16 protein-coding genes are annotated in these 25,498 nt (G+C 55.9%); 10 read left to right on the forward strand and 6 right to left on the reverse strand.

Annotation, left to right across the window (positions count from 1 at the left end; all coding sequences use genetic code 11):
* The coding region (locus tag OSC10802_RS38140) for a CHAT domain-containing protein (RefSeq protein WP_155968614.1) at nucleotides 1-1,126 on the forward strand (1,126 nt) is incomplete at its 5' end.
* A 403-nt stretch (nucleotides 1,127-1,529) separates the two neighbouring features.
* On the opposite strand, the gene OSC10802_RS38145 is transcribed toward OSC10802_RS38140, so the two are convergent.
* Nucleotides 1,530-2,528 carry an RNA polymerase sigma factor, RpoD/SigA family gene (locus OSC10802_RS38145; protein WP_017714860.1) on the reverse strand — a complete coding sequence of 333 codons (999 nt, stop codon included), beginning with the start codon at nucleotides 2,526-2,528 and terminating at the stop codon, nucleotides 1,530-1,532.
* 506 nt (nucleotides 2,529-3,034) lie between these two features.
* Here OSC10802_RS38145 and priA point away from each other — a divergent pair.
* Nucleotides 3,035-5,698 carry a primosomal protein N' gene (gene priA / locus OSC10802_RS0100720; protein ID WP_017714861.1) on the forward strand — a complete coding sequence of 888 codons (2,664 nt, stop codon included), beginning with the start codon at nucleotides 3,035-3,037 and terminating at the stop codon, nucleotides 5,696-5,698.
* A gap of 194 nt (nucleotides 5,699-5,892) precedes the next feature.
* Here priA and OSC10802_RS0100725 read toward each other — a convergent pair whose 3' ends face one another.
* Both OSC10802_RS0100725 and OSC10802_RS0100730 read right to left on the reverse strand, forming a co-directional pair.
* A complete protein-coding gene (locus OSC10802_RS0100725; protein ID WP_017714862.1) occupies nucleotides 5,893-6,075 on the reverse strand; it encodes a hypothetical protein in 183 nt (60 codons plus the stop codon).
* Nucleotides 6,076-6,258: 183 nt separating this feature from the next.
* Nucleotides 6,259-6,516: a hypothetical protein gene (locus tag OSC10802_RS0100730; RefSeq protein ID WP_017714863.1), complete on the reverse strand. Its 258-nt coding sequence runs from the start codon at nucleotides 6,514-6,516 to the stop codon at nucleotides 6,259-6,261.
* 166 nt (nucleotides 6,517-6,682) lie between these two features.
* Here OSC10802_RS0100730 and OSC10802_RS48515 point away from each other — a divergent pair, with 166 nt between their 5' ends.
* Both OSC10802_RS48515 and OSC10802_RS0100740 read left to right on the forward strand, forming a co-directional pair.
* On the forward strand, nucleotides 6,683-6,847 hold the full coding sequence (locus OSC10802_RS48515) for a hypothetical protein (protein ID WP_155967263.1): 165 nt from the start codon (nucleotides 6,683-6,685) through the stop codon (nucleotides 6,845-6,847).
* A 69-nt stretch (nucleotides 6,848-6,916) separates the two neighbouring features.
* Nucleotides 6,917-7,468, forward strand: a complete 552-nt coding sequence (locus tag OSC10802_RS0100740) for a DUF2854 domain-containing protein (protein ID WP_017714865.1) — start codon at nucleotides 6,917-6,919, stop codon at nucleotides 7,466-7,468.
* A gap of 1,263 nt (nucleotides 7,469-8,731) precedes the next feature.
* Here the strand turns inward: OSC10802_RS0100740 and OSC10802_RS0100745 are convergent.
* Nucleotides 8,732-8,989 (reverse strand): CRR7 family NDH-1 assembly protein, encoded by a 258-nt coding sequence (locus tag OSC10802_RS0100745; RefSeq protein WP_017714866.1) that lies wholly within the window; start codon nucleotides 8,987-8,989, stop codon nucleotides 8,732-8,734.
* A 453-nt stretch (nucleotides 8,990-9,442) separates the two neighbouring features.
* Between OSC10802_RS0100745 and OSC10802_RS43775 the strand changes: the two genes are divergently transcribed.
* The 4 genes from OSC10802_RS43775 (at nucleotide 9,443) to OSC10802_RS38155 (ending at nucleotide 19,110) form a co-directional block, all read left to right on the forward strand.
* Nucleotides 9,443-15,709 carry a PAS domain S-box protein gene (locus OSC10802_RS43775; RefSeq protein ID WP_198525032.1) on the forward strand — a complete coding sequence of 2,089 codons (6,267 nt, stop codon included), beginning with the start codon at nucleotides 9,443-9,445 and terminating at the stop codon, nucleotides 15,707-15,709.
* Between the two features lie 137 nt (nucleotides 15,710-15,846).
* On the forward strand, nucleotides 15,847-16,854 hold the full coding sequence (locus OSC10802_RS0100755) for a response regulator (RefSeq protein ID WP_017714868.1): 1,008 nt from the start codon (nucleotides 15,847-15,849) through the stop codon (nucleotides 16,852-16,854).
* 252 nt (nucleotides 16,855-17,106) lie between these two features.
* Nucleotides 17,107-17,913 (forward strand): hypothetical protein, encoded by an 807-nt coding sequence (locus OSC10802_RS0100760; protein WP_044169919.1) that lies wholly within the window; start codon nucleotides 17,107-17,109, stop codon nucleotides 17,911-17,913.
* A 498-nt stretch (nucleotides 17,914-18,411) separates the two neighbouring features.
* A complete protein-coding gene (locus tag OSC10802_RS38155; RefSeq protein ID WP_017714870.1) occupies nucleotides 18,412-19,110 on the forward strand; it encodes a response regulator in 699 nt (232 codons plus the stop codon).
* Here the strand turns inward: OSC10802_RS38155 and OSC10802_RS0100770 are convergent.
* Together OSC10802_RS0100770 and OSC10802_RS0100780 are read right to left on the reverse strand one after the other, a co-directional pair.
* Complete coding sequence (locus tag OSC10802_RS0100770; RefSeq protein WP_017714871.1) at nucleotides 19,045-20,046, reverse strand: hypothetical protein; 1,002 nt, start codon at nucleotides 20,044-20,046, stop codon at nucleotides 19,045-19,047. The genes OSC10802_RS38155 and OSC10802_RS0100770 overlap by 66 nt on opposite strands.
* Before the next feature lie 317 nt (nucleotides 20,047-20,363).
* The gene (locus OSC10802_RS0100780) at nucleotides 20,364-23,651 is read right to left on the reverse strand and encodes an EAL domain-containing protein (RefSeq protein WP_017714872.1); all 3,288 of its coding nucleotides are present in this window, start codon (nucleotides 23,649-23,651) and stop codon (nucleotides 20,364-20,366) included.
* Nucleotides 23,652-24,130: 479 nt separating this feature from the next.
* Between OSC10802_RS0100780 and OSC10802_RS0100785 the strand changes: the two genes are divergently transcribed.
* Both OSC10802_RS0100785 and OSC10802_RS52465 read left to right on the forward strand, forming a co-directional pair.
* Nucleotides 24,131-24,595, forward strand: a complete 465-nt coding sequence (locus OSC10802_RS0100785; protein WP_026098055.1) for a glutathione peroxidase — start codon at nucleotides 24,131-24,133, stop codon at nucleotides 24,593-24,595.
* A 577-nt stretch (nucleotides 24,596-25,172) separates the two neighbouring features.
* On the forward strand, nucleotides 25,173-25,498 hold a 326-nt coding region (locus tag OSC10802_RS52465), incomplete at its 3' end, for a ribosomal eL19 family protein (protein ID WP_445727640.1).

A 25,498-nucleotide genomic window follows, 5' to 3' on the forward strand; every position in this document is an offset into this window, starting at 1 on the left:
CACAGAAAGCATCCGAGAAGCTCTGTCAACCATTGCTTCCCAAACCGGCAACCGCTCTGCTATAATATATGTCACCGCGCTGCCCGACCAATTGGAACTGGTAGTTTTCCCCCCCGAAGGTCAGCCAATTCGCAAGACTGTCCCCGCAGCCTCTCGGGAGGAACTGCTGAAAACTGTCAGAGAGTTTCGCGTGGAAATCACAGACGTGCGCAAACGGAGAACCACCAGCTATTTGAAACCGGCACAGCAGCTCTATCAGTGGCTGATTGCGCCAATCGAGCCGGAATTGCAAGCGGCTAAAATTGACACGCTGCTGTTCAGTATGGATGCGGGGTTGCGCGGGGTGCCGGTGGCGGCGCTGCACGATGGCAAACAGTTTCTCGTAGAAAAATACAGCCTCGCCCTCATCCCCAGCGTCAGCTTGATGGACACCCGCTACCAGCCGGTCCAGGGGAAACAAGTCCTGGCAATGGGCGCGTCTGAATTTGCCGAGCAAAAACCTTTGCCTGCCGTGCCAGTGGAGCTTTCTGAAATCACCCAGATGTTGTGGCAAGGCAAAGCGTTCTTGAATCAGGACTTCACGCGAAACAACCTGATAGGACAGCGCTATAATTCTCCCTATCCGATAATTCACCTAGCAACTCATGGCCAATTTCTACCCGGAAACATCAGCAATTCTTACATTCAGCTGTGGGACGAAAAACTGCGCCTGGATCAGCTGCGCAACCTTCGCCTGAACAATCCGCCGGTGGAGTTGCTGGTGCTGTCTGCCTGTCGCACAGCAGTCGGCGATGAAAAGGCGGAATTGGGGTTTGCCGGTTTTGCAGTCGCGGCGGGAGTCAAGACAGCCGTCGCCAGTTTGTGGTATGTTAGCGATGTCGGCACTTTGGGGCTGATGACCGAATTTTACAGCCACCTGAGGGATGCTAAAATCAAGGCGGAGGCGCTGCGTCAAGCGCAACTGGCGATGATTCGGGGGGAAGTGCGGATGGAAGGGGGTGAGTTGCACAATTCTAACAGTCGTGCCGGTGTTCCTCTGCCGGCAGAATTGCTCAAGGAAGGCACCCACAATCTCAAGCATCCCTATTATTGGTCAGGCTTTACCATGATTGGCAGTCCGTGGTAAGATAGCCCAGCCCAGAAACCGGGTTTCTGCGACAACCTTGGCATCTCATCCGAGAAATTTATTCAGAAACCCGGTTTCTCAACCCCCACCCGAATCCAGAAACCGGGTTTCTGCGACAACCCTGGCATCTGAGCCGAGAAATTTATTCAGAAACCCGGTTTCTCAACCCCCACCCGAATCCAGAAACCGGGTTTCTGCGACAGTTTACATCTGAGTGAGGTACTGAGAAACCCGGTTTCTTTAAGAAACCGGGTTTCTGGCATGTACTTCATCCAACTGAAAACCGCTATATTCAGAAACCCGGTTTCTCAACCCCCACCCGAATCCAGAAACCGGGTTTCTGCGACAGCCCAGGCATCTCACCCGAGAAATCTATTCAGAAACCCGGTTTCTCCTAACCCCTCTACCGAAGCCAGCCTTTCAAGCGTTTGGCCACTTGGGGCAGGCGGAGTTTGCGCATAGCTCTAGCCTGGATTTGACGGACTCGCTCGCAGGAGAGGTTGAACATGTGACTCACCTCGTCAAGGGTGTGAGTCTCACCATTCTTCAGTCCGTAGCGGAGGGCAATAATATCTTGCTCTCGCTCAGTGAGCACTGATGCGAGCACCTCCAAAATCTCCTGACGCATCATGCTCTCACTCATCTGCGCCTCTGGAGAGGGGGTGTCGTCATCTTCGAGCAAGTCTACCAGTTCCGTGTCATCTTCTTGCCCAATGCGATGGTTGAGCGACAGGGTTTGCTGCTGCAGCTGCAGGAGTTGGCGCAAGTGTCTGGGGGGGATTTTTAACGCCTCCGCCAGTTCTGCTTCCGTGGGATTCCGAAACAGGGAGCGCTTGAGATCCCGAGAGGCGTGTTTGAGTTTATTTAGCTGCTCGACGATGTGCACCGGCAAGCGAACGGTTCGCGAACTGTTGGCGATGGTTCGCGTAATCCCCTGGCGAATCCACCAGTAGGCGTAGGTAGAAAACTTGTACCCCTTGTCTGGATCGAACTTTTCTGCGGCGCGATTCAGTCCCAAGGCTCCTTCTTGAATCAGATCCTGAAATGCCACCCCCCGATTGAGATATCGCTTGGCGATCGAAACCACTAATCGCAAATTGCAGCGAATCATCTGCTGTTTGGCTCGCCTGCCCGCATGCAGGCAATTTTCCAGCCCCTCTTCGCTCAACCCCGCCGCTGCTGACAGTTCTGCCCGTGCCGGCGGGCGACCCAATTCGGCTGCTAATTTTTGCTGGAGAGCCTCCAGGGCTACCAACTCTTTGACGCTACGCCCTAACGCCACCTCTTCCTCTGGGTTCAGGAGTGGATAGCGCGCCATCTCCTTAAAAAAGGAGCCAACGGAATCATCAGATGCTGTTTTTTCGTATCCTGGTAAACGTTGAGCCGCCGCAATTTCATCCACTGATTTTTCCTCCTGTTAAGAGTGCTTCAGCTGGAGAGAGTTCTGCCGGAGCCATGTTCAAATTAATCAATTTAATTTTCAAACGCTCGCTATCAGCAGCGCCGCCAAAGCAGTCGATTATTCAAGTATTATTATTTAATTGTAATGATAACCTAATTATAGTATACTTGTAGCGCCGGCTTTTGCCAAGACATAACATCGCTCCTTTGACGGCTCGATATCAGCAAGGGCGCTCGCCAGAATCCCTCAACCGGCAGAGCCCCCTCCCCAAGGCAGGCGGGGAAACCGGCCACGGGTGCCAGCCGCTCCTGGAAGCGCCGGCGCGCTGCCCCCCCTCACAGGCTGCCCCAGCCCCAACAGCGCTCTCATGTGCTGGTGACTTGCCATAATGCCTGGGGGCTAATAGTTGGCGGTTGGGGGAGCGCGGTCACACGGACCCACAAACGCCGGCCCCCGAAAAGTGGCCAATTATCAACGCACAACCAACAACTCCTGACCTTGGCAATATGTCTAACTACGATTTTGACTCAGGCACCGGCTTTGTGGCAGAGCCCGAGACGGCAAGCGATACCCAGTGGGCGGCTGCCGGCTTTGTCGCCGAGCCAGGGGCGTCATACGAGGCGGGTGCCGGTGCGCAGCAGTGGGTAGAAGTCTTGGTGGACTGTCCGGCAGTCCAAAAAACCAGCCCTGAGGAGGAGGAAAAACTCTCTGCCGGAGAGGAGAAACTTTTCACGTACCGGGTGCCGGCAGAGCTAAAAATCCAGCCCGGGGATATCCTCAGCGTGCCGTTTGGAGCGCAGCAGCTGAGCGGGATTGCCATCCGCTTCACAGACCGGCTGCCGGCTGGCTTACCCCCCGAAAAGGTTCGCGACGTAGAAGATGTCATCGTCGCCTTCAGTTCCTTACCGCCGGCCTACCGGCAGCTGCTCGAACGAGTGGCGTCTCACTACCGCACGCCCCTCATTCAAGTGATTCGCACCGCCCTGCCCCCCGGTTCCCTGGCGCGCTGGCAGCGCCGCATTCGCCTCAACGCGGCAGCCATTCCCGCCGGTGCCGAAATCTTCCTAAAAAATCCAGCCGCCCGCCAGATTCTCGCCCTCCTGCAAGCCTCCAAAACCGGCAACCTCAGCTGGCGGGAAGTCCAGCGGCAAGTCAAAGGTGCCGAGCGGGGGCTGCAGCAGCTGCGGGAGCGCGGCTGGGCCGAGAGCTACCTGGAGCAGCCCAAACCCCCCCAACCCAAACGCCAACTCGCGGCTGTCCTGACCGGCAATGGCGCTGGCGCAACTGACCTCACCGACCGGCAGCGAGAAGTTTTAAAAGAAGTTTTAGCAGTCCTCAGGCGCAGGGAAGGCGCAGTCTGGCTGGCAGAATTGCAGCTTCTTTGCAAGACAACCGCCAAAACACTCAGAACCCTCGAACAGACCGGCTGCTTTGCCATCGAGGAGCGGGAAGTGTTGCGGGCACCGGCACAGCCGGCGCAAACACCAGACGCGCCCAAAAACTTGACAAATTACCAGCAACATGCTCTAGAAGTCATCACCCATTTAAAGAGCTTCGCCCAAGTCCTGCTGCACGGAGTCACCGGCTCAGGCAAAACAGAAGTCTACCTGCAAGCGATAGCGCCGGTGCTGCAGCGCGGGCAGTCGGCAATCGTCCTCGTCCCGGAAATTGGCCTCACCCCGCAACTCACCGACCGGTTCACCGCCCGCTTTGGCGATAAAGTTGCCGTCTATCACAGCGCCCTCTCCGCCGGCGAGCGCTACGACACCTGGCGGCAAATGCTCCTCGGGGAGCCGCAAGTCCTAATCGGCACCCGCTCAGCCATCTTTTCCCCCCTGGCCAATGTCGGCCTGATCGTCTTGGACGAAGAATATGACGACAGCTACAAACAGGACCAGCCCGCCCCCACCTACCACGCCCGCACCGTCGCCAAGTGGCGTGCCGAATTGGCCAACTGCCCCCTGATCCTCGGTTCCGCCACCCCATCGCTTGAAACCTGGCTGGAAATTCGATGGAAAGCGCTGGAGAATTCCCCATCCCCCAATCCCCAAATCCAGGCATCCAAAACCTATTACCTGTCCATGCCAGAGCGGGTGCAGTCGCGCCCCATGCCGCCGGTGGAAGTTGCCGACATGCGGCAAGAGCTGCTGCAGGGCAATCGCTCCATTTTTAGCCGGTCGCTGCAGCAAGCCCTGCACCGGCTTCACGCAACCCGCCAGCAGGGCATTTTGTTCATCCACCGGCGCGGGCACAGCACGTTTGTCTCTTGCCGGAGCTGCGGTTATGTGATACAGTGCCCTAATTGTGACGTTTCTCTGGCATATCACCACACCCACCAGAGCGCCGCACAGCTGCTGCGCTGCCATTATTGCGGCTACGGACAGCTGCACCCAGACCGGTGTCCAGAATGCACCTCGCCTTATTTGAAAGCTTTCGGCAGTGGGACGCAGCGAGTGGAGCAGGAATTGGCCAAGGAGTTTCCGCAGTTGCGCGCCATTCGGTTTGACAGCGACACGACTCAGCGGAAAGGGGCGCACCGGGAGTTGCTCGGGCGATTTGCCAGCCGGGAAGCGGACTTGTTAATTGGCACGCAAATGCTGGCGAAGGGGCTGGATTTGCCGCAGGTGACGCTGGTGGGGGTGGTGGCAGCGGATGGGCTGCTGAATCTGTCGGATTACCGCGCTGCAGAGAGGGCGTTTCAAACTCTGACGCAGGTGGTGGGGCGTGCCGGTCGCGGGAGTGACCCCGGGCGGGCGATAATTCAAACGTATACGCCGGAGCATCCGGTGATTGGGGCGGTGCGCCGTCACGAATATGAGCGGTTTGTGGAGGGGGAGCTGCTGCAGCGACAGGCGCTGAACTATCCGCCATACGGGCGTTTGATTTTGTTGCGCCTGAGCGGTTTGGATGCGGGGGAGGTGGAGGGCTCGGCGCAGCGGGTGGCGCAAGCGCTGCAGCCGGCAGATATGACTCCGCTTGAGGGGGGATACGAGCTGCTCGGACCGGCACCCGCGCCGGTGATGCGGGTGGCGAACCGCTACCGGTGGCAGATTTTGCTGAAGTTTCCGCCCGGGGTGCCGGTGGTGCTGCCGGATTTAGGGCAGTTGCGGGCGCTGTGCCCGCCCTCGGTGAGTTTGGCGGTGGATGTTGACCCGCTGAATTTGGGGTGATATTGTTTTGGGCATGGGGCACGCTCGCATCGGGCACGCTCGTTAATTATCAACTTCTCTCCTCACCCCTAACCCCTAACCCCTGAGGCATAACATGGTCCTGCGAGGCATAGACGTAGGGCAGGCGTCTCGCCTGCCCTCAAGGTCTAATGTCCGTTCCCTAAGTGGCTGCTGCTATATCTGATTAACCCCTCTCACCGGCGCTCGGTTTCGGGAAAAGTGCGCTTGAAGTCTTCGAGCAGCTCGTCCATTTCTTCGAGCGCCTGATTGACATCAATCCTCAGGGTGCCCAGGTTTGGTTTCTCTAACAGCCGCACCAAGACTTCTCGCTGGGTTTCAATTTTGGCAATCCGCTCGATCAGTGTCTGTTTGTCCATGATGTCGTTCCTTTTTCAGCGTTCAGCTTTCAGGATAAGCTTGTCTCTTGCGTGTTGGGAACCCATCCTGGCAAAGCGCGCATTCGCGCCCGGGCGTTCCGCAGACTGCCTCTGGCTTAAGTGCTTTTAAAGGGAGTATAGTATTATAGCATCTTTTGGGCTGTAGTGAGTGCCGGTGCCGGCTCAGCGCAGGAAAGGCGGGCGTTTGGTGTCCGCCGGCTTGTTTTTGATCATTTCAGCCAGAAAGTTTTTGAGGGCTTTTTCCCGATTTTTCATGAAAGCAGCCCAGAAGCCAGGCTGAAACTCATCCATCGTTTTGGCCAAGGCCCAGACATCAACTGCTAGGATGTTGTAGAGCATTTCATCCTCTCGCTTGAGGGATTTAATTTCCTCCATCACGTCACTTTTTGCGTCGGCTTGCCCATTTTTGTGACCCATCATGTGAATTACTCAAGTTATAAAGGAATCATATTAGACAGGGACATCCCAGCCAGATATCTTATCTGTCTGGGTGATAGTGGCTGTTGCTGCCGGCAGGCTGGTGCGGTAGGTACAAGTTACAGTGAGGTTTGGAGCGGCGCAGTTCGCAGTTGGGCTAAAGCCCAAAATGACTCCGGCTGACACGGGATTGCGGCTTTCTGGAGCCGCTGTCAAAGCTCAGGGTCACCTGTGCCTGCTGGACACCCCGCATACCAAAGTTGGCGGCGGGCTGAAAACCGGTGCCAGACTGAAAGGGCGGCTCGCATTCGGGCCGGTTGCGGGCGCTCTCTGATGCCTCTCGCACCCTGAAAGCGAGGATAATAAAGGCTGACGAGATTGCAAGTGGAACCAGCTAGTTAATATGTTACCTCAAATATCTTTGGCAACCCTGGGTTTAGGGGTTGGCAGTGTCTTGACCGCCGTTGGGTTTGCGGCTTATTTCGCCGACAACGCTACATTGAATCTGGCGGGATTCTTTTACGGGATTCCCTTGCTGCTGGGCGGTTTGGCGCTGAAAGCGGCGGAACTGGTGCCGGTGCCGTTCAGCGAGCCGACTGCTGCAGATGTCCTGGCACTGCGGGAGAGGGTTGCCACCGGCACCCAAAATCAGATTCGCAAAGACGTGACTCGCTATCGGTACGGCCAAAAAGCCCATCTCGACGAGGCGCTGGCTCGCTTGGGGCTCAGTCCCACTGACGAGGAGCGCCCGGTGCTGCGGGGGTTGCGGGAAGCAGAGATTGCCGGTGCTTACGCTTTGATTATGGAGTTTGACTCGCCGCTGATTTCCTTGGCAACTTGGCAGCAAAAACAGGAGAAAATGGAAAAGTTCTTTGGCCCAGGCGTGCGGGTTGAGGTGACGCTGCCGGCGGAAAAGCGCATTGACGTGGCTCTGATTGCGACGCCAGAAGGCTAATTGGGGATGGGGCGTGGGGCGTGGGGCATGGGGCATGGGGCATTGAACATGCGTCACAGCTATTGACGAGCCCCGATGTACCCCTTACAGGATATGGCGTTGAGACACTTCCTTCAGAAAACCCTGTCCGGGTTTTGGGGAAAGGGTTTTGAAATAGCCATCTCCCTCGGCACTCTAGCTAAAAGCCCACCCTGAGTGGTGGGCTTTTGGCGAAGGTATTGTCCAAGACACCGGGTTTCTCAACAGCCGCAGGAATCGGGTGCCAGAGGCAGCAGCCCACCCATCTGCGCTGCCAGAACAAGCTGGCAATGAGAGATAATATCCGGAAGAAAGCATATATACAAAACCCGTCTAAAGTCGGGTATTTGTGAAAATCATTTACTCGTAAATTATTTCATTTACAGTCTGCCGGACGAAAAATGGCCGTGAACTGGGGCTGATGGCCACCGGCAGGGGTCAGTTGGGCCCCGAAAAGCAGACTGGCCGCACCGCTGCGGGGGCGAATTAGGGCAAATTTTGCACTATCCGGAAGAAAGCATATATACAAAACCGGTCTAAAGTCGGGTTTTTGTGAAAATCATTCAATCGTAAATTATCTCATTTTTAGTCAGGGGCCGAAAAAATGGCCCGGAAGTGGGGTTGGGCCTTGCGTCGGAGGGTGCCGGTGGGGGCGATCGCCGGTGGGCCGGGGTCAGTTGGGCCACGAAAAGCAGACTGGCCGCACCGCTGCGGGGCCTAATTCGGACAAATTCCCTAATATCCGGAAGAAAGCATATATACAAAAACCGTCTAAACTGGGTAATTTGTGGAAATCATTTAATCGTAAAATATATCAGTGAGTGACGGGAGCCCGGAAGACCCTGACGCCAGAAACCCGGTGTCTTGAACAATACCTTGGCCAATTTACCTGAGGTTCCCTGGTTCTGTTGGCTCCTGATGGGAGACGAAAGAGGTCTTCTCCCCCGACTCAGACGTGCCGGCAACAGGCAGAGCCTGCTGTGTGCAGTAGGCTTCTTTGGGTGCGTCACAGCTATTGACGAGCCCCGATGTACCCCTTACAGGATATGGCGTTGAGACACTTCCTTCAGAAAACCCTGTCCGGGTTTTGGGGAAAGGGTTTTTAAATAACCATCTCCCTCGGCACTCTGGCTAAAAGCCCACCCTGAGTGGTGGGCTTTTGGCGAAGGTATTGTTAAAGAAACCGGGTTTCTGGCATTTACTTCATCCCACTGAAAACCGCTATAACCCCTCACCCCTCACCCCTCACTTTTCCAGCCGAACGGCATACCACTGCAAAAATTCTCCTGGGCCCACGTCCAGGGAGCAGCTGGTGTCCAGCAGATACTTGGCTTGGGCGTCAGGTGCCGTAAATTTTTGCAAATCCTGTGGCAAGTCATCCTGGCGATTGGCCAAAATAGCCTTGAGCTTTTCTAGGAGTTCAGCAGCGGTGAGGAATTGCTCCGGCTGGTTAGTTTCCAGCACGACAAAGTGATCTTCCTGATAGATTAACGGATCTGCCATCTGTTCGGCTCCTCTGTTCTCCCTGGGTCAAACCGCAGCGTAGCACAGGCGTCTCGCCTGTGCCTTGCCTGTGCCTCGCTTGTGCCCCTGACTCCTGCTGCCGGCCCCCCAAAATCCAGAAAGATTTAAACTTTGAGCTTTGACAGATCACACATATTTTGATATATAAGTCGGGAGTGATTGCGGTGGGCGGACGCGCCGGCTGCAGGGGAACAGCAAGAATCGCCGGCAGGATGTGACTGGCAGCAGGCGGTAGTGCAAGGGGAGTGGGAATCGGCCTGAGGAATCTCTGTTTGTTTCAATCCCGTTTCCAAAGATTCGCTGGCCAAAAATCTTCTCCTCCGACCCCCTGCTGAAATCATTATCGCATCCCAGTTGCGCAGAGCAAGCACAACTGGGATGCTCCCGGAGTTGCAACTGCCGGACAATTGGGGCCAACGAGCGGGGGGACTGATGCTGGAAGTGTTAAAAAGCTTTTTTTCAGGCGATTTTATGCCTCACGGGCAGTGCTATCTGTGGAAGCCCGAGCTGGTGTGGCTGCATGCGGTGTCGGACTTGTCAATCGCACTGGCCTACTACGCCATTCCCCTGATGCTGGTGTATTTCGTCCGCAAGCGACGAGATGTGCCCTTCGCCGGCATCTTCCTGCTGTTCAGCAGCTTTATCGTCGCCTGCGGCACCACGCACCTGATGGAGGTGTGGCTGCTGTGGCACCCTGATTACTGGCTTGCCGGCGTGGTGAAAGTCCTGACAGCAGCTATTTCCGCATTTACGGCACTGGAACTAGTGCCGCTGCTGCCGAAGGCGCTAGCGCTCCCCAGCCCAGTCCAGCTGGAGTTAGTGAACCAAACCCTGGAAAAAGAAGTCAGCGACCGGCGCTGTGCCGAGGAGCAAGTTCGCACGCTCAACAGCCAGCTGGAACAGAGAGTCAGCGAGCGGACAGCAGAGCTAGAGGCGGCTAACGCGCAATTGCTCAGAGAAATCGGCGAGCGCCAGCACGCGCAGGAAGAAGTGCAAAAATCTCTGGCGCTGCTGCAGGCAATTTTCGACTCCACTGCAGACGGAATACTGGCGGTTGACACAGAGGGGAAAATCGTCACCTTTAACCGCAAGTTCCAAGAAATGTGGCTGGGGACTGATGCGATAGCTCAATCGATAGAATCGCCGGCATCTGCGGCAATCGTCAAAGACCTGCTGAAAAGTCCAGAAAGCTTTTTAGGAAAAATTAAGCAATGGCCTGAGGCTGAGAGTTCCGACATCTTGGAATTTAAGGATGGCAGGATATTTGAGCGGTACTCGAAACTGCAGCGGGTGGGGAATACCACCGTCGGGAGAGTGTGTAATTTTCGAGATGTTACGGCTCGCCGGCAGGCAGAAGCGGAGCGCGATAGCTTTTTTAACCTGTCCATCGATATGCTTTGCGTTGCCGGTTTTGACGGCAAATTTAAGCAGCTTAACCCCGCTTGGTCTAAGGCCCTTGGGTTCAGGTATGAAGAGCTAATAGATAAATATTTTATCGATTTTGTTCATCCTGAAGATCGGGTAAAAACAATTGCCGAAGCGGAAAAAGTTGCCGGCGGCACAGATGCAATTTCTTTTGAAAATCGCTACCGCTGCAAAGATGGAGCGTACCGGTGGCTGTTGTGGAACGCCACCGCATACCCTGACCGGCAAATGATCTGCGCCGCAGCGCACGACATTACAGACCGCAAGCAACAGGAGGTGGCGCTGCAAGAGACAACAAGCATGCAGCGGGCGATTTTGGACAGCGCCAACTACACCATTATTTCCACCACGCCAGACGGCACAATCCGCACCTTCAATGCGGCGGCGGAGCGATTGCTGGGATATTCGGCAGGAGAAGTCATCGGAAAAACAACGCCGGCTATCATCCACGACCTCAACGAGGTAGTGCAGCGGGCGGCTTCGCTTTCCGCCGAATTGGGAGTGCCGGTGGAGCCGGGGTTTGAGGTTTTTGTCGCCAAGGCGCGGCGGGGCGAGACAGACGAGGGCGAATGGACTTACATCCGCAAAGATGGCAGCCGCTTTCCGGTGCTGCTGTCGGTGTCAGCGCTCTTGGACCCCGCAGGCAACATCACCGGCTTCATGGGAATTGCCAGCGATATTACCTCGCGCAAACAAGCTGAGGCGGCGCGGATAGAGAGTGAGCAGAAATATCGCTCCGTTGTGGGCAGCGTTAAGGAAGTGATTTTCCAGACGGATGCAGCGGGGTTGTGGGCTTTTCTCAATTCCGCCTGGACGGAAATTACGGGATTTGCAATTGAGGGAAGCCTCGGCACGAATTTCTTAAATTACGTTCATCCCGACGACCGGCAGCGCAATTTAGAACTGTTCCGAGCGCTGATTGAGCGCCAAGAGCGCCAAGAGCGCCAAGAGCGCCAAAAAGATTGCTGCCGGCACGAGGTTCGCTACTTAACCAAAGCCGGTGATGTCCGGTGGATGGAGATGTTCGCGCGACCGGTGCTGGATGCTGGCGGTGAGATAGCCGGCACCTCTGGGACGCTCAACGACATTACGGAGCGCAAGCAAGCGGAAGAGGCGCTGCAACAGCAAGCTGAGCGGGAGCGGCTGGTGGGAGCCATTGCCCAGCGCATCCGCCAGTCTTTAGATTTAGATGAAGTGCTTTCGACCGCTGTGGCGGAAGTGCGGCAATTCCTGCAAACCGACCGCACGGTGATTTACCAGTTTCTCCCCGACTGGAGTGGGGTGATAGTCGTGGAGTCGGTTGCTGAGGGTTGGGTGAGAGCTTTAGGAAGCCACATCAAAGACCCCTGCTTTGAGAAAAGCCTGATTTCCCCCTACCAGCAAGGTCGGATTGCCGCGATTGAGGATATTGACACCGCTGGGATCAGCCAGTGCCACGTTGACTTACTCAAGCAGTTTCAGGTGAGAGCCAATTTGGTGGTGCCAATTCTGCAAGGAGAATCGCTGTGGGGGCTGCTGATTGCCCATCACTGCTGCGCAGCGCGCCGGTGGGGCGAAAAGGAAGTGGAGTTGCTCAAGCAGCTGAGCGTGCAGCTGGCGATCGCTATCCAGCAATCCACCCTCTTCAAGCAGGCGCAAAATGAAATTATGGAGCGCAAACAGGCGGAGGAGGCGCTGCGGGAATCGGAGGAGCGCTACCGGGCGATTATCGAAGACCAAACGGAACTCATCTGCCGTTTTCTGCCCGACGGTACCTTTAGTTTCGTCAATGAAGCATACTGTCGCTATTTTGTCAAGCAGCGCGAGGAACTTCTCGACCGGCACATTACGGCAGTGATTCCAGAGGAATACTGGGCGCAGGTGCGGCAGTCCCTGGCAGCGCTGACGCAAGAATTGCCGGTGGGGACTTCGGAGTATCCCGTGATTTTGCCCACCGGCGAGGTAAGGTGGCTGCAGTGGACGAACCGGGCCATGTTCGGCGAAGGGGGGCAGGTGGTGGCATTCCAAGCGGTGGGGCGGGACATTACCGATCGCAAGCAAGCGGAGCGAGAGCTGCAGGAGAGCGAGGCGGCGATTCGGGCGCTGTATGAGGTGACGGCTGCCGGCGACCAGAACTTTGAAGGGCGCTTGCAGCGGATGCTGGAGATGGGATGCCGCCAGTTTGGCCTGGAGATCGGCACCGCAGGGCGAATTTCCAGCACGCGCTATGAGGTGATCGCGGCGCAATTGCCGCCGGGGGCAATCAGGCTGGTTAAAGGGGATGCTTTTAATCTCCAGCAGACTTTCGATTCCTTCGCCGCTGAGGGTTCATCGCCTTTTGGAACCGCCAATGCAGTCTGTTTTGAGTCAGCCGCAACATCGGAGTGGCGCAACCATCCGGCCTATGCGGCTCGCCAGCTCGAGGCGTATATCGGTGCGCCGGTGCTGGTGGCGGGCAATGTTTACGGCACCCTGAGCTTTGCCAGCCCGACGCCCCGCCCGCAGCCGTTCAAACCGGCAGACAGAGAGCTTCTGAAGCTGATGGCTCAGTGGGTTGGGGGGGAGATTGAGCGCCAGAGCGCCAGAGAGGCGTTGCAGCGGCAGTTGCAGCGCAGCTTTTTGCTCGGAAAGATCACTCAGGAGATTCGCCTTTCTCTAAACACTGAAGAAATTTTTCGGACGGCGTGCGCTCTGCTCGGTGAGGCGTTTGGGGTGAATCGCTGTCTGATTCACTCCTATATCGCCGCGCCGAACCCCCAGATCCCGGTGGTGGCGGAGTATTTGGAGTCCGGTTACCAATCGCTGCTGAATTTAGACGTGCCGGTGGCGGGCAATCCGCACGCCGAGCTTTTGATGGCTCAAGATCGGGCGCTTTCTTCCCCAAATGTTTACGCTGACTCGCTGCTGAGAGCGACTGAGCCGCTGTCTCTCCAGATTGGCTTAAAGTCTCTGCTGGCGATTCGCACTTCTTATCAAGGGGAAGCGAATGGCGTGATTGCCCTGCACCAGTACGACCGGTTCCGCCAGTGGACTGAGGATGAAATCGAGCTGCTGGAAGCTGTGGCGGCTCAAGTGGGGATTGCTTTGGCGCAAGCCGGGCTGCTGGAGCAAGAAACCCGCCAGCGAGAGCAGCTGGCGGAGCAAAATCTGGCTTTGGAACACGCCCGACAAACTGCTGATGCTGCCAACCGAGCCAAGAGCGAATTCCTGGCCACCATGAGCCACGAAATTCGCACGCCGATGAATGCGGTGATTGGCATGACCGGCTTGCTGCTGGATACGCTGCTGACGCCCGAACAGCGAGAGTTTGTGGAAGTGGTGCGCACCAGTGGGGAAGCGCTGCTGACGATTATTAACGACATCCTTGACTTCTCAAAGATTGAGTCGGGCAAGCTGGACTTAGAGGCGCATCCGTTTAATCTGCGAGCCTGCGTTGAGGAGTGTCTGGATTTGCTGGCTCCCAAGGCGGCGCAGAAAGGGCTGGAGCTGGCTTGCCTGATTGACTTGGAAACTCCGGAGACGATTGTCGGGGATGTCACCCGGCTGCGGCAAATTTTGGTGAATCTGCTGGGCAATGCTGTTAAATTCACCGAGACGGGGGAAGTGGTGGTGTCGGTTACGGCTTGTAAACTGCCGGTGGGGGCTGGTGGTGGGGGCACAGGCGTCCCGCCTGTGCCACAGGCCTCCGCCAGTTGGGAAATCCAATTCTCGGTGCGCGACACCGGCATCGGCATCCCTGTTGAGCGCATGAATCGCCTGTTCAGGCCGTTTAGTCAGGTGGACGCCTCCACCACCCGCCAGTACGGGGGCACCGGCTTGGGTTTGGCGATTAGCAAGCGCCTCAGCGAAATGATGGGGGGGCGGATGTGGGTGGAAAGTGAAGTGGGCAAGGGTTCCACTTTCTTTTTCACGCTGGAAGCGCGAGCGGTGGCAGCTGCGGGGCCGGCACTGGGCCGAGTTTTGGCCGGCAAGCGGTTGCTGGTGGTGGACGATAACGCTACCAACCGGCATATTTTGACGCTGCAAACCCAGTCTTGGGGAATGCTCCCCCGCGCCGCAGCTTCTGGCGCTGAGGCTCTCGACTGGCTGCGAGGGAGTGAGGTGTTTGACCTGGCAATTCTGGACATGCAGATGCCGTTTATGGATGGCCTGACTTTGGCGGCAGAAATCCGCAAGCTTCCCGGGACGAAGAATTTGCCGCTGCTGATGTTTACTTCTATCGGCAGCTTGCCAGATAGCCGGCAGCTCGCTGAGCTGGATTTTGCGGCTTTTCTCAACAAGCCGGTGAAGCAATCCCAGCTCTACAATGTGCTGACCGGCATTTTTGGCTTGGTGCCGGTGAGGGCCCGGTACGAGGGAGTTCAGCCTGCGGCGATTGACTCGCAGCTGGCGTCGAGCCTGCCGCTGCGGATTCTGCTGGCGGAGGACAATGCGGTCAACCAGAAGGTGGCGCTGCGCATACTGGAGCGTCTGGGGTATCGGGCAGATATTGCCGCCAACGGACTCGAAGTGCTCGAAGCCGTGCGGAGGCAGCCTTACGATGTGGTGCTGATGGATGTCCACATGCCTGAGATGGACGGTTTGGAAGCCACTCGCCGACTGTGCCAGGAGCTAGTGCCAGCAGCTCGACCCCGGATTATTGCCATGACGGCTAATGCCATGCAGGGGGACCGGGAGATGTGTCTGGCGGCGGGGATGGATGATTATATTAGCAAGCCTGTCCGGATGGAGGCTCTGGTGGAGGCGCTACAGCAGTGCCAGCCTCTAGCGCCGGCCCTATTGGGCCCGCCGGCTGCAGGATCTCTGAGTGCGGAGGGGGCGGAGCCTGCTGTAGAGGCAACAGTCGCTTCTGGCGGAGGGGAGAGCGCTTCTTTCTTCTCCCTCGCCCCCGCACCCGCTCTGCCCCCGTCTGAGTCTGACCCTCCAACCCCCTCACCCTCTCACCCCTTCCCCCCGATTGACGCCGGGGCGCTCAAAGCGTTACAGGATATGGTAGGTGAGGATGACCCCGAATTGCTCAAAGAGGTGATTAACAGCTATTTGGCAGATTTGCCCACACTTTTGCAAGACATCCGCACGGCAGCGGAACTCTCAGATGGACCGGCACTGCAGTTTTCGGCTCACACTCTGAAGTCAACTAGCGCGACTCTGGGCGCGGGAGTCCTCGCTGAGCTGTGCAAGCAGTTGGAAATCTTAGGGCGCACCGGCTCTTTTAAAGAGGCGGCTGTAACAGTCTTACAACTGGAAGCAGAGTGTGATAGGGTCAGGGATGCCCTCACGACTTTCAATTTCTGAGTTCCCGGGATTTGAATCCCTGACAGGGATTCTTGTTTCACAGAAATAAGTGGGCATTATTGATATGTAAGCGCATTCCCTGACTTGGGCTGTATTCGACCGGGCGTGAAAACGGCTATAAGCTAAAATTCTTTGCCATGTCCACTCTAATTGGCGCAAACACCACTCCCAGCGTCAGCGAGCCCCCTCTGGTGCTGGTGATCGAAGATGACCGAACGACGAGGATGTTGCTGCGGCGAGCGATGGAAAAAGAGGGCTACCGGGTGGCTGAAGCTGCTGACGGCAAGCAGGGTTTGGCGGATTACACTCGCCTGCAGCCGGATATCGTGCTGCTCGACGCTGTGATGCCGGTGATGGATGGCTTTACCTGCTGCGAGCAGGTGCGGCTGCTGGGGGATGGGGATAGCACACCGGTGCTGATGATTACCAGTCTCGACGATCCGCAATCGGTGGACCGGGCGTTTGAGGCGGGGGCGGCGGACTATGTGACTAAGCCCATCCACTGGACGGTGCTGCGCCAGCGGGTGCGGCGTCTGATTCACCAAGCCCACCTCTACCGGCAGATGGAAGCTGCGAACCGAGAGTTGCAGCGTCTGGCTTCTGTTGACGGGCTGACGGGGGTGGCTAACCGGCGGCGGTTTGACGAGATGTTGGAGTGCGAGTGGTTGCGCCTCGCCCGGGATCGCCAGCCCCTGTCCCTGATTTTGTGCGATGTGGATTTTTTCAAAGCCTACAACGACACTTACGGGCATATTGCTGGGGACAGGTGCTTGCAGCTGGTTGCCGGTGCCATCTCTCAGGCGGTGCGCCACCCCGCTGATTTGGTGGCTCGTTACGGGGGGGAAGAGTTTGCGGTGGTTCTCCCCCACACCGATTCCGCCGGTGCGGTTCATGTGGCTGAGCAGATCCGAATGAATGTGGCTGCTTTGGGGATTGTCCGGGGGGCGGCGGCGGCGGGGGTGGCCACGGGGGGGGCGGCCACTTCTGGCCGCCCCTACGGCGATCGGCTGGTGACGCTGAGTTTGGGGGTGGCTACGGCGATTCCCCTGCCGCACTCAACACCGGCTGTGCTGATCGCCTCGGCTGACAGGGCGCTTTATGACGCTAAAGCCTCCGGGCGAAACTGCGCTGTTTTGATGCAATAGGAAGCGATAGCTGATAGGGCCACTCACAGTTACAAGGAGGGCTGCGCCAATATAATACCACTTCTGGCCGCCGCGCTCCCACTGAGTGCGGGAAACTGTTTCTTCTGCCACACGCGCCGGTTTTGCGCCAACCTCGCTCGCTAGATTTGAGGGAACGCCAGCTAGATTGCGGCAGATTCCCCCGGCGTCTTTCAACTCATGCCAATTTGCGTTTTCCCCCTCTGTCTCCTTTTCCTTTAACGGCTTCAGTTTATGATGGAACGGCAAGCTAACAGCCCATCAAATAGTGAAGATCCTTACGGTGACGGTATTCTCGACCTGCTCCCTCAAGCTGCGAAAAGGTGGGCGGAAAGTTTGCCTTGGGAGGAGCGCCGGTATATCCTGTCGCTGTGCTATCTGCTCTGTGCCGCTCCTTCGGACTTGCAGGCTGACTTCTTAGATGATTACACAGCGGATGGCTTGCTTTCAAAAATGCTTCAAGACATCGATACCCTCAATCGAGTCAAAAAATATCTGAAAGGGTTCCGCATTAATACGGAACTCAATGAAGCCGTACTCAGAAGCTATATTAAGCAGTTTTACATTCATTCAGCAACCGACGCCCGCAGACAGCCTGTCCGGTATTTAGAATCCGTACTGCGCTTGATTCTCAGTTCGGAAGAGCGCACAAACGTTTTTAATTATATGTTAGGATTTGAACTCTTAAAAATGATGTTTAAAATGAGCTGGCTGCAGATGGAAAGATTGGCCCTCCTCCAGAAACAGCAGGAAAGCTTTATTAACACCTATATCAAACCCATTCAAGCCACTCACCGGCTGAACGGAATAGTCAGCCCTAAGGATGAAAAAATCTTCTTCGCTCGGCGGGCCTATTTTGTCAGAGTTCCTGATCTCACTCCCAAAAAAGTGGTGGAGCTGGTTATGGCCACTTTTACAACTGACATCGTGAATGAATTTGGATTCTCTCTAATCCGCCACCCCCAATCTTTCCGATTTGACTGGGATTATATTTTTAATTCTGAAGAGGAGAAAGAAGGGATATTTGCCCAGGACTTGTAATAGGATGGGGATTGGGCCCTACCCCATGCCCCATGCCCCTAAATGCCGGTGCTGGTGCCCGGTGCTGTTGGACTGGAATGTGGGGAGTTTTAAATATAGCAGCAGTCATATTGCTTAGGACATCGGTGGCCTAGGGATAAAAGGCGTAGGGCAGGCGTTCCCCCCGTGCCCTCTCGATCTAATGTCCGTTCCCTAACGGGCTACTGCTATATATATAGCAGTATTCACTTAGATTAGAACATTAGACCTTCAGGGGGGCGGGACGCCTGCCCTACGTCTATAGAGCAGTAAGCATTTAGGAAACCTACATTCCGGCCTCCCTTGCTCCAGAGCTCCCGAAGCTTCTATTGTTCTAACCAATATGACTGCTGCTATAGCATTTCTCATATTAATGAGGTACTGAGAAAGCCGGTTTCTTAAAGAAACCGGCTTTCTGGGCCATAGTTCATCCAACTGAGAAACGCTATAAAATGTGAAATAAAATGGGGAAGGCTATTAATGAGCGAAAATTTAGCTAAAACTATTGCGGATTCTGCGCCGGTTGCCATTCTGTTGATAGAAGACAATCTGGAAGATGCTGAACTGATCCAAGAAATTTTAGGATACACCGCTTCGGCGCAGTTTGAGGTCACGCACGTCAAGCAGGTCAGCCAAGCGCTGCAACTTCTAGCTGAAGAATGTTTTAATGTCATCTTGCTAGGGATAGACCTGGGCGAGTGTCAGGAACTCGATACTGTGGCGCAGCTGCAAAGGGCGGCTCCCACCTTGCCGGTGGTGGTGCTGGTTGACAGCGACGATCAGCAGATCGCCGCTGAGGCACTCCGGAAAGGTGCCCAAGACTATCTGGTCAAGGGTGAAGTTGACTGCAGGTTGCTGGTGCGCGCTTTGCGCTATGCTGTGGAGCGCAAGCACTTAGAAGTTGCCATTCTTCAGGCTTTCAAACACGAACGAGAGTTCCAAGAACTCAAAGAGCGCTGGCTTTCTCTGGTCTCTCACAAGTTTCGCAATCCGCTGACGACAATCGTCGCTTCTGCTGACTTGCTCGAAGAGTGTTCCGACCACTTGACTGAGGAGAAAAAACACGACCTGTACCGGCGAATTCAATCCGCCTCGCAGCGGATGAACGAGTTGCTAGAAGATTTTCTCCTGACCGGCACCACTGAATCCCCACAAGATTTTTTCAACCCAGACCGATAGATATGACCGCTTGTTCCCGCCGCAGGTGGCAGATTGCCCATCTTTTGCCCACCTGTCTCTAACAGGCGTGCCGGTGCCGATAAGTCTGCTACCGGCATACTCCACCTTGCCGTCCGGATAAACGCGAAAAGTCCAGATGCGGCGCTGAATGCAAACTGGCTGGCAGTCGCCAAATCCTTGAATGTAGTCGATCTCCCAGTAACTGCCTTTGAATTGCGCCTTGATGTCGTCTCCGTCACCCCCCGGGTTATTCGGCTGTGCGTAACTGACTCCGGGGATGCCGGCGAACTGTTTCGCCACTGCCACCGTGTTCAGCGGTCCCGATGAGCGCAGGATTGCTGCGCCAGATCCTGCCAAATATCTCTGCAGTTGCAAAGAAAATGTTTCCATCAAGATATCCACTTGCCGGTTGCCGGTCAGCCGCTGGCCATTTGACCAAGCGTCAGCCCATGCCGGTTTGCCACCTACGCCAACGATTATCTCGCGGGTTGATGGGGAGGGAAAGGTGTGAGTGCGGTAGATTTCAAGCACATCTTGGGGGGGGATATTTTTTCTGGCATTATACACGTGAATCAGAGCGCTGTAAAGGGTGTTTGTGAGGTCAGCCGGCAATTCAACTCGCTCGCTGGCGGGGGCACCGGCTTGCAGGATGGAGCGCAGGGCGAGGCGTGCGGCGTCTTCAAGATACAGCCAGCGCAAAGAGTCGGGCACCTGAGAGTCATCTGCCGGTGGCCAGGATTTTTCCGCGCCGGCAGTTGCTGGGCGGTTTGCAACAGCCCGCTGAGGTAAAATTTCTGTGCAATTTGCACATAAATTTTTAGATAGAGCGGTGTGCGCTATCTCAGCTTGAAGGATGAGGGCACTTATTGCTGCGCCCAAAGCTGCCAGGAATTTCGCTGCCGGTTGCATCTGATTGGGGGATAAGTAAGCTGACATAAATAACTGTAACCTCCCCCATTTATGAAACCCGGTTTTTTGCCTGAAACCCGGTTTCTTTAAGAGGGTTTCTCAGTACCGGACTCAGATGAAAACCGCTATAGATGGCAGGACACGGTGGGATGGCGGTGGGTTTGGGAGAGAGATGAACCCTTCTGGGGAGCTGCAAAAGTGATCTAATATAAGACTGGGTGAATGCCTTTGTTATTAGGATTGAGGGAGAGTGGGCGGCTTTGGAGGGGGGGGATGCTGACAGGGGCAGGTTTTTTATTCTAGTAGGGCGAGCTGGCCCTGAATCTGCCGGCAGCACACACTATCTATAAACCCGCCCCTGCAACCGGCGGGACAGAAACGCGATATGCCGGAGAAGCGACTTGGCGCTCTAGAGGATTGTCGTCAGCTGTCCCCTGAACGACCTCCACAATTCTCCCCTGAGAGCCCAACATGAGGTGCGCCGGCTGTGGTGGAGCGATAGCATACCCTTGAGCGTAATCCACTCCAATTTTATTGAGGTTTTCGACAATAGCTTCACTCTCCACAAATTCGGCAATAGTTTTAATTCCCAGGGCGCGAGCGATCTTGTTAATCGCTTCTACAAGAGCAAAATCTATGGGACAAAGCGCGATATTTTTGACCAAATTGCCATCGATTTTTATAAAATCAACCGGCAGGGTTTTGAGATAAGCGAAGGAAGACATACCGCTGCCGAAATCATCTATAGCGATGCGGCACCCCAGTTCCTTGAGAGCGCCAATTAGCTCTGCAGCCCGGCTCATGTTAGCGACAGCGACTGTTTCAGCGATTTCAAAACAGACAAGCTGGGGGGAGATGCGGCTGGTGGAAAACTGCTCGCAGAGAAAGTCAATAAACCGCTCGTCATTGAGACTGGCAACCGAGAGGTTGATAGCGTAGAGGGAGGGGAAAGTTTCGATTTTATATTTGAGATTGAACTGAGACTCTGAAATCCCCAAGCCAGAATTGGCCAGAGAGGAAAACAGGGTGCAGATCACCCAGCGGTCGATAGCCTGCATGATTCCGTAGCGCTCAGCGGCGGGAATAAAGGCCATTGGCGACACCAGCTGGCCCTTTTCATCTTCCAAGCGCAGGAGGATTTCGCAATAGTGCCGGTGGGAGTGGGGGTGGGCGATGGGGACAGCCGGCTGGCAGTAGAGGCGGAAGCGGTTTTCTTGCAGGGCTCGGTTAATCCGCACCGGCCACTGGGTTCCGCCGCACGGCTGCCCCTCTTCCCCAGAGCAGGCGCAACTGATATGTACGCGGTGGCGACCGCCATCTTTTGCTGCGTAGCAAGCGGCATCAGCGGCATTCAAGACAGCGCTGGCACTTTGAGTGCTGGCGTCGATGGTCACTAAGCCGATACTGACGCCGATGGAAAAAGTTTTATCTTGCCAAACAAAGCGGAACGCGCCGACACTGTGCAGCAGTGACTCAGCAATCTGCAATCCTATCTCCTCGGGGCACTGGTAGAGCAGGACAGCAAATTCATCGCCGCCGAGACGGGCGAGGATATCGGTTTTGCGAACCCGGCTTTTAAACAGCGCCGTGACTTGGCGCAGGAGCTCGTCACCGGCAATGTGACCGGAGGTGTCGTTGACAACCTTGAACTTGTCCAGATCCAGGTACAGCAGGATGTGCTGCTGGCTGTCGCTTTTGGCGCTGGCAACCGCCGCCTCCAGCTGGCTGCCAAATTCGCGCCGGTTGATCAAACCGGTCAGGGAATCGTGGGTGGCTTGCCAGGACAGCTGTCGCGCTTGGCTGCGCACCTGGGTGACATCTCGGAACACCAGAACCGCGCCGACAATTCGACCGTCACTGGCGTGAATCGGTGCGGCGGTGTGGTCGATGGCAAATTCGTGTCCGCTGCGGGCAATCAGGACACAGTGGTTTACCATGTCCACCACCCGGTTTTCGCGCAAGGCTGTCTCGGCGGTATTTTCCACCGGCACGCGCGTGGTTTCGCTGACAATCCGAAACACTTTGGTGAGCGGCAAGCCTTTGGCAACGGATGCTTTCCAGCCGGTGAGGCGTTCGGCGGCGGGGTTGAGTTCGGAAATGCGGGCACCGGCATCGGTGGCAATCACCCCGTCCCCGATGGACTGCAGCGTCACTTGGGCCAGCTCTTTTTCTTCAAACAGGGCCTGTTCCATGCGCTTGCGCTCAGTAATGTCCCGCTGCACGGAAACCCAGTGGGTCAGGTTTCCCTGGACGTCCGTCACCGGCACGCTGTTGAGTTCCACCCAGTATTCCGTACCGTCTTTGCGGTAGTTGATTAACTCCACCCGCACCGGCTCCCGGCGCGACAGGGCGCGGCGAATTTTGGCCACCTGTTCCGGGTCGCTTTTTGGCCCCCGCAAGCAACTTGGTGTTTTGCCAGCGATTTCTTCTGGGGTGTAGCCGCTCATCTGGGAAAAGGCTTCGTTGACGTAGACGATGTTGGGATCTGAGGCGTCCTCCTGTCCGGCATCCATAATCACAATAGCGTCGTTGGCGTTGATCACGGCGGATTCCAGCAGGCGCAGGCGCGACTGGACTCGCTCTCGGACGGCTATCTCGCTTTCTAGCTGGGCTACGGCTTTTTGCAATTCTTTGGTGCGCTGCTCGACGGCTAGGTGCAGGGCGTCGATGATGCCGGACATTTCCATCGGGTCGAGCACCCGCAGCAAGCTGCTCTGGGTGACGATTCCGAGCACTTCTCCCCGACTCCCAGCGACAACCAAGCGCCGCACGTACCGCTGCTGCATCTGCTGGTGCGCCTCCCACAGGGAATCTTGCGGGCTCAGACAAAATAGCGGCGTACTCATAACGGTTTGCGCCTGCAGCTGGCACAAATCCAGCTCCAGCGCCTGAAACTGCACGATATCTCGCTCTGTGACCATGCCTACGGGCATTGGAGCGCTCGGCGGAGATTTTTCATCAGCCCCACCCGACTCTGCCGATGGCTCCACAATAACAACGCAACTGACTCGATGTTCTGTCATCACCCGGGCTAGACTCATTACTGAGGCGGTTGCCGGTGCCTGAATCACGTCAGAGGTCATCACTTCCTCCACCCGCCGCATCTTCAGGAGATTGGCCGGTTGCAGCATGGCTTGGCGAATGCTCTCGGGAGTGACCACTCCGAGCAGGTTCCCCGCATCGTCGAGAATGGGCAGGTGGCGAATCCGGTGCTGGCGCAACAGGATTAATACGGTGAAGACGTCCTGAACTTCCGATTCTGTCAGGGCAATCACCGGCTGGGTCATGACTTCGGAGATCGTGAACTGTTTTAAGTTCTGACCGGAGGCGATCAGCGTCACGATATCCCGCTCGGTGAAAATTCCCTGTATAGGAGAACCGAGCTGGCTGCGCGAGCCTTTGGGGTCGATCGCCAAGACGCAGCTGGCTCTGGCTTCTCCCAGCAAAGGGGAGGCTGGAATTGTCCCGACGCCGGCTGCTGGGCTGAACTCTCCGAGAGGGCAGCTGCTGCGGAGCTGACCCATGAGTGCAATCACCTCTAATAGCGGGGTCTGGGACGTAACGATCAGGGGATACCGGTCAATGACCTCCCCCAGGTCTGGCAGGTAGATGGGTGGGTTGTTCCGCTGCATAGTTGATTCAGGTTGCGTTGGCTGGCCGGCTGTTTGAGAGATTGACGAAGCGTTTACGTCGAAGATGCACCTAGGGGTTGCGCTGCTGAGATGTTCTCTCTTGAAAAGCTTCGGTTTAAGTGCTGTTTGTTTTTTTATGCTAGCGAAGGCTGTCCGCGCCCGAGCAGATCCGAAATTTTTTGCAAGATACCCTGAAATCCCTGAATATTCTCAATGTAGCTGAAAAGGCTGACAAAAATTCAACTATTATATCATTTCCGGCGGGATAGAGATTGTTTTCACTGGGGTCGGGGTTCCTCCACCCTGGGGTGCTCCGCCCGCCTCTAGGGGTGCCCCTGGCGATTGCCTCTCTCCGCCACTCCCCAAGCTGCGCGCCCGGCTCTTTTTAGGAGGGGCTGACTCTTTTTCTTGCCGGCTCGGGCTTCTATACTGGATTTTGCAGCTAGCACGAATGGTACTGAAAATGAGCAACGTCTGACATTACAGTAAAGACGATCGAAGGTGAGGAAAAGCAGCTGGGCGAGTATGCCGGCAATGTGCTGCTGATTGTCAATGTGGCTTCCTACTGCGGCTACACGCCCCAATATGCCGGGCTCGAACAGTTGCACCAAAACTACAAGGACTCAGGACTGCGGGTTTTGGGCTTTCCGTGCAATGATTTCGGGGCGCAGGAACCTGGAACCAATGAGCAGATAGTCCAGTTCTGCCGCAAAAATTATGGCGTCTCTTTTGAGCTGTTTGATAAGGTTCACGCTTTGGGCGGTCAAAAACATCCGCTCTACTCACGCCTGACTCAATCTGTCAATCCTCCCGGAGATATATCTTGGAATTTTGAGAAATTTTTGGTTGGCAAGCAGGGTGAGGTAGTAGCACGTTTCCGCAGCAGTGTCAAGCCTGACTCGCCGGAATTGGTGGCGGCGATTGAGAAGGAGTTGAGCCGGTAAGAGAGACTCTCGATAGCGGGGGCGGAAGCGGGGAGAGATGGGGACAACCCTTTTCTAGCAGGGGCGGGTTTGCAGATATAGCGTTTCTCAGATCAGTGCGCTACATTTTTCTTGAGACGTTCAGCTGTGTTGTAGCGTGTTTAGTTATATCCGGGGCTTCGGACAGACATCTTGCGTGAGCCCCGCCCCTACAGCAAACGGTTTCGTTAAACGGTTTCGTTTTCAACCGGCGCACCCGATCGAACTGAGAACCGCGATATCCCCAGCCACTAGCAGATCTAGCAGTATTCACTTCGGTTAGGACAGCAGGACAGGCGGGACGTCTGTCCTACGCCTTTTGTTATAGCAGTATGCACTTAGGTTAGAACATTAGAATTTCAGGGGGGGCGGGACGCTTGCCCTACGTCTATATAGCAGTAAGCATTTAGGAAACCTACATTCCGGCCTCTTTTGCTCCAGAGCTCCCGAAGCTTCTATTATTCTAACCAATATGACTGCTGCTATAGGACCGGCGGGATACGCCTTTTCCCCTAGGCTACGGATGTCCTAACCAATATGACTGCTGCTAGATCGATCTTTGCTCCCAACAGATATCTCGGGTAAACCCCCCACTCCGGTTTCGCCGGCAATCTATACGACTGAACCGGCAATCTATACGACTGAACCGGCAATCTATACGACTGAACCGGCAATCTATACGACTGAGCCGGCAACCTATACGACTGAACCGGCAATCTATACGACTATACGACTGAGCCGGCACTATACGACAGAACCGGCAACCTATACGATTGAGCCGGCAACCGGTACGACTGAGCCGGCAACCGGTACGATTGAGCCGGCAACCGGTACGATTGAGCCGGCAACCGGTACGATTGAGCCGGCAACCTATACGACTGAGCC

Origin of the sequence: Kamptonema formosum PCC 10802 (assembly GCF_000332335.1) — a bacterium.
GTDB lineage: Bacteria > Cyanobacteriota > Cyanobacteriia > Cyanobacteriales > Oscillatoriaceae > Oscillatoria.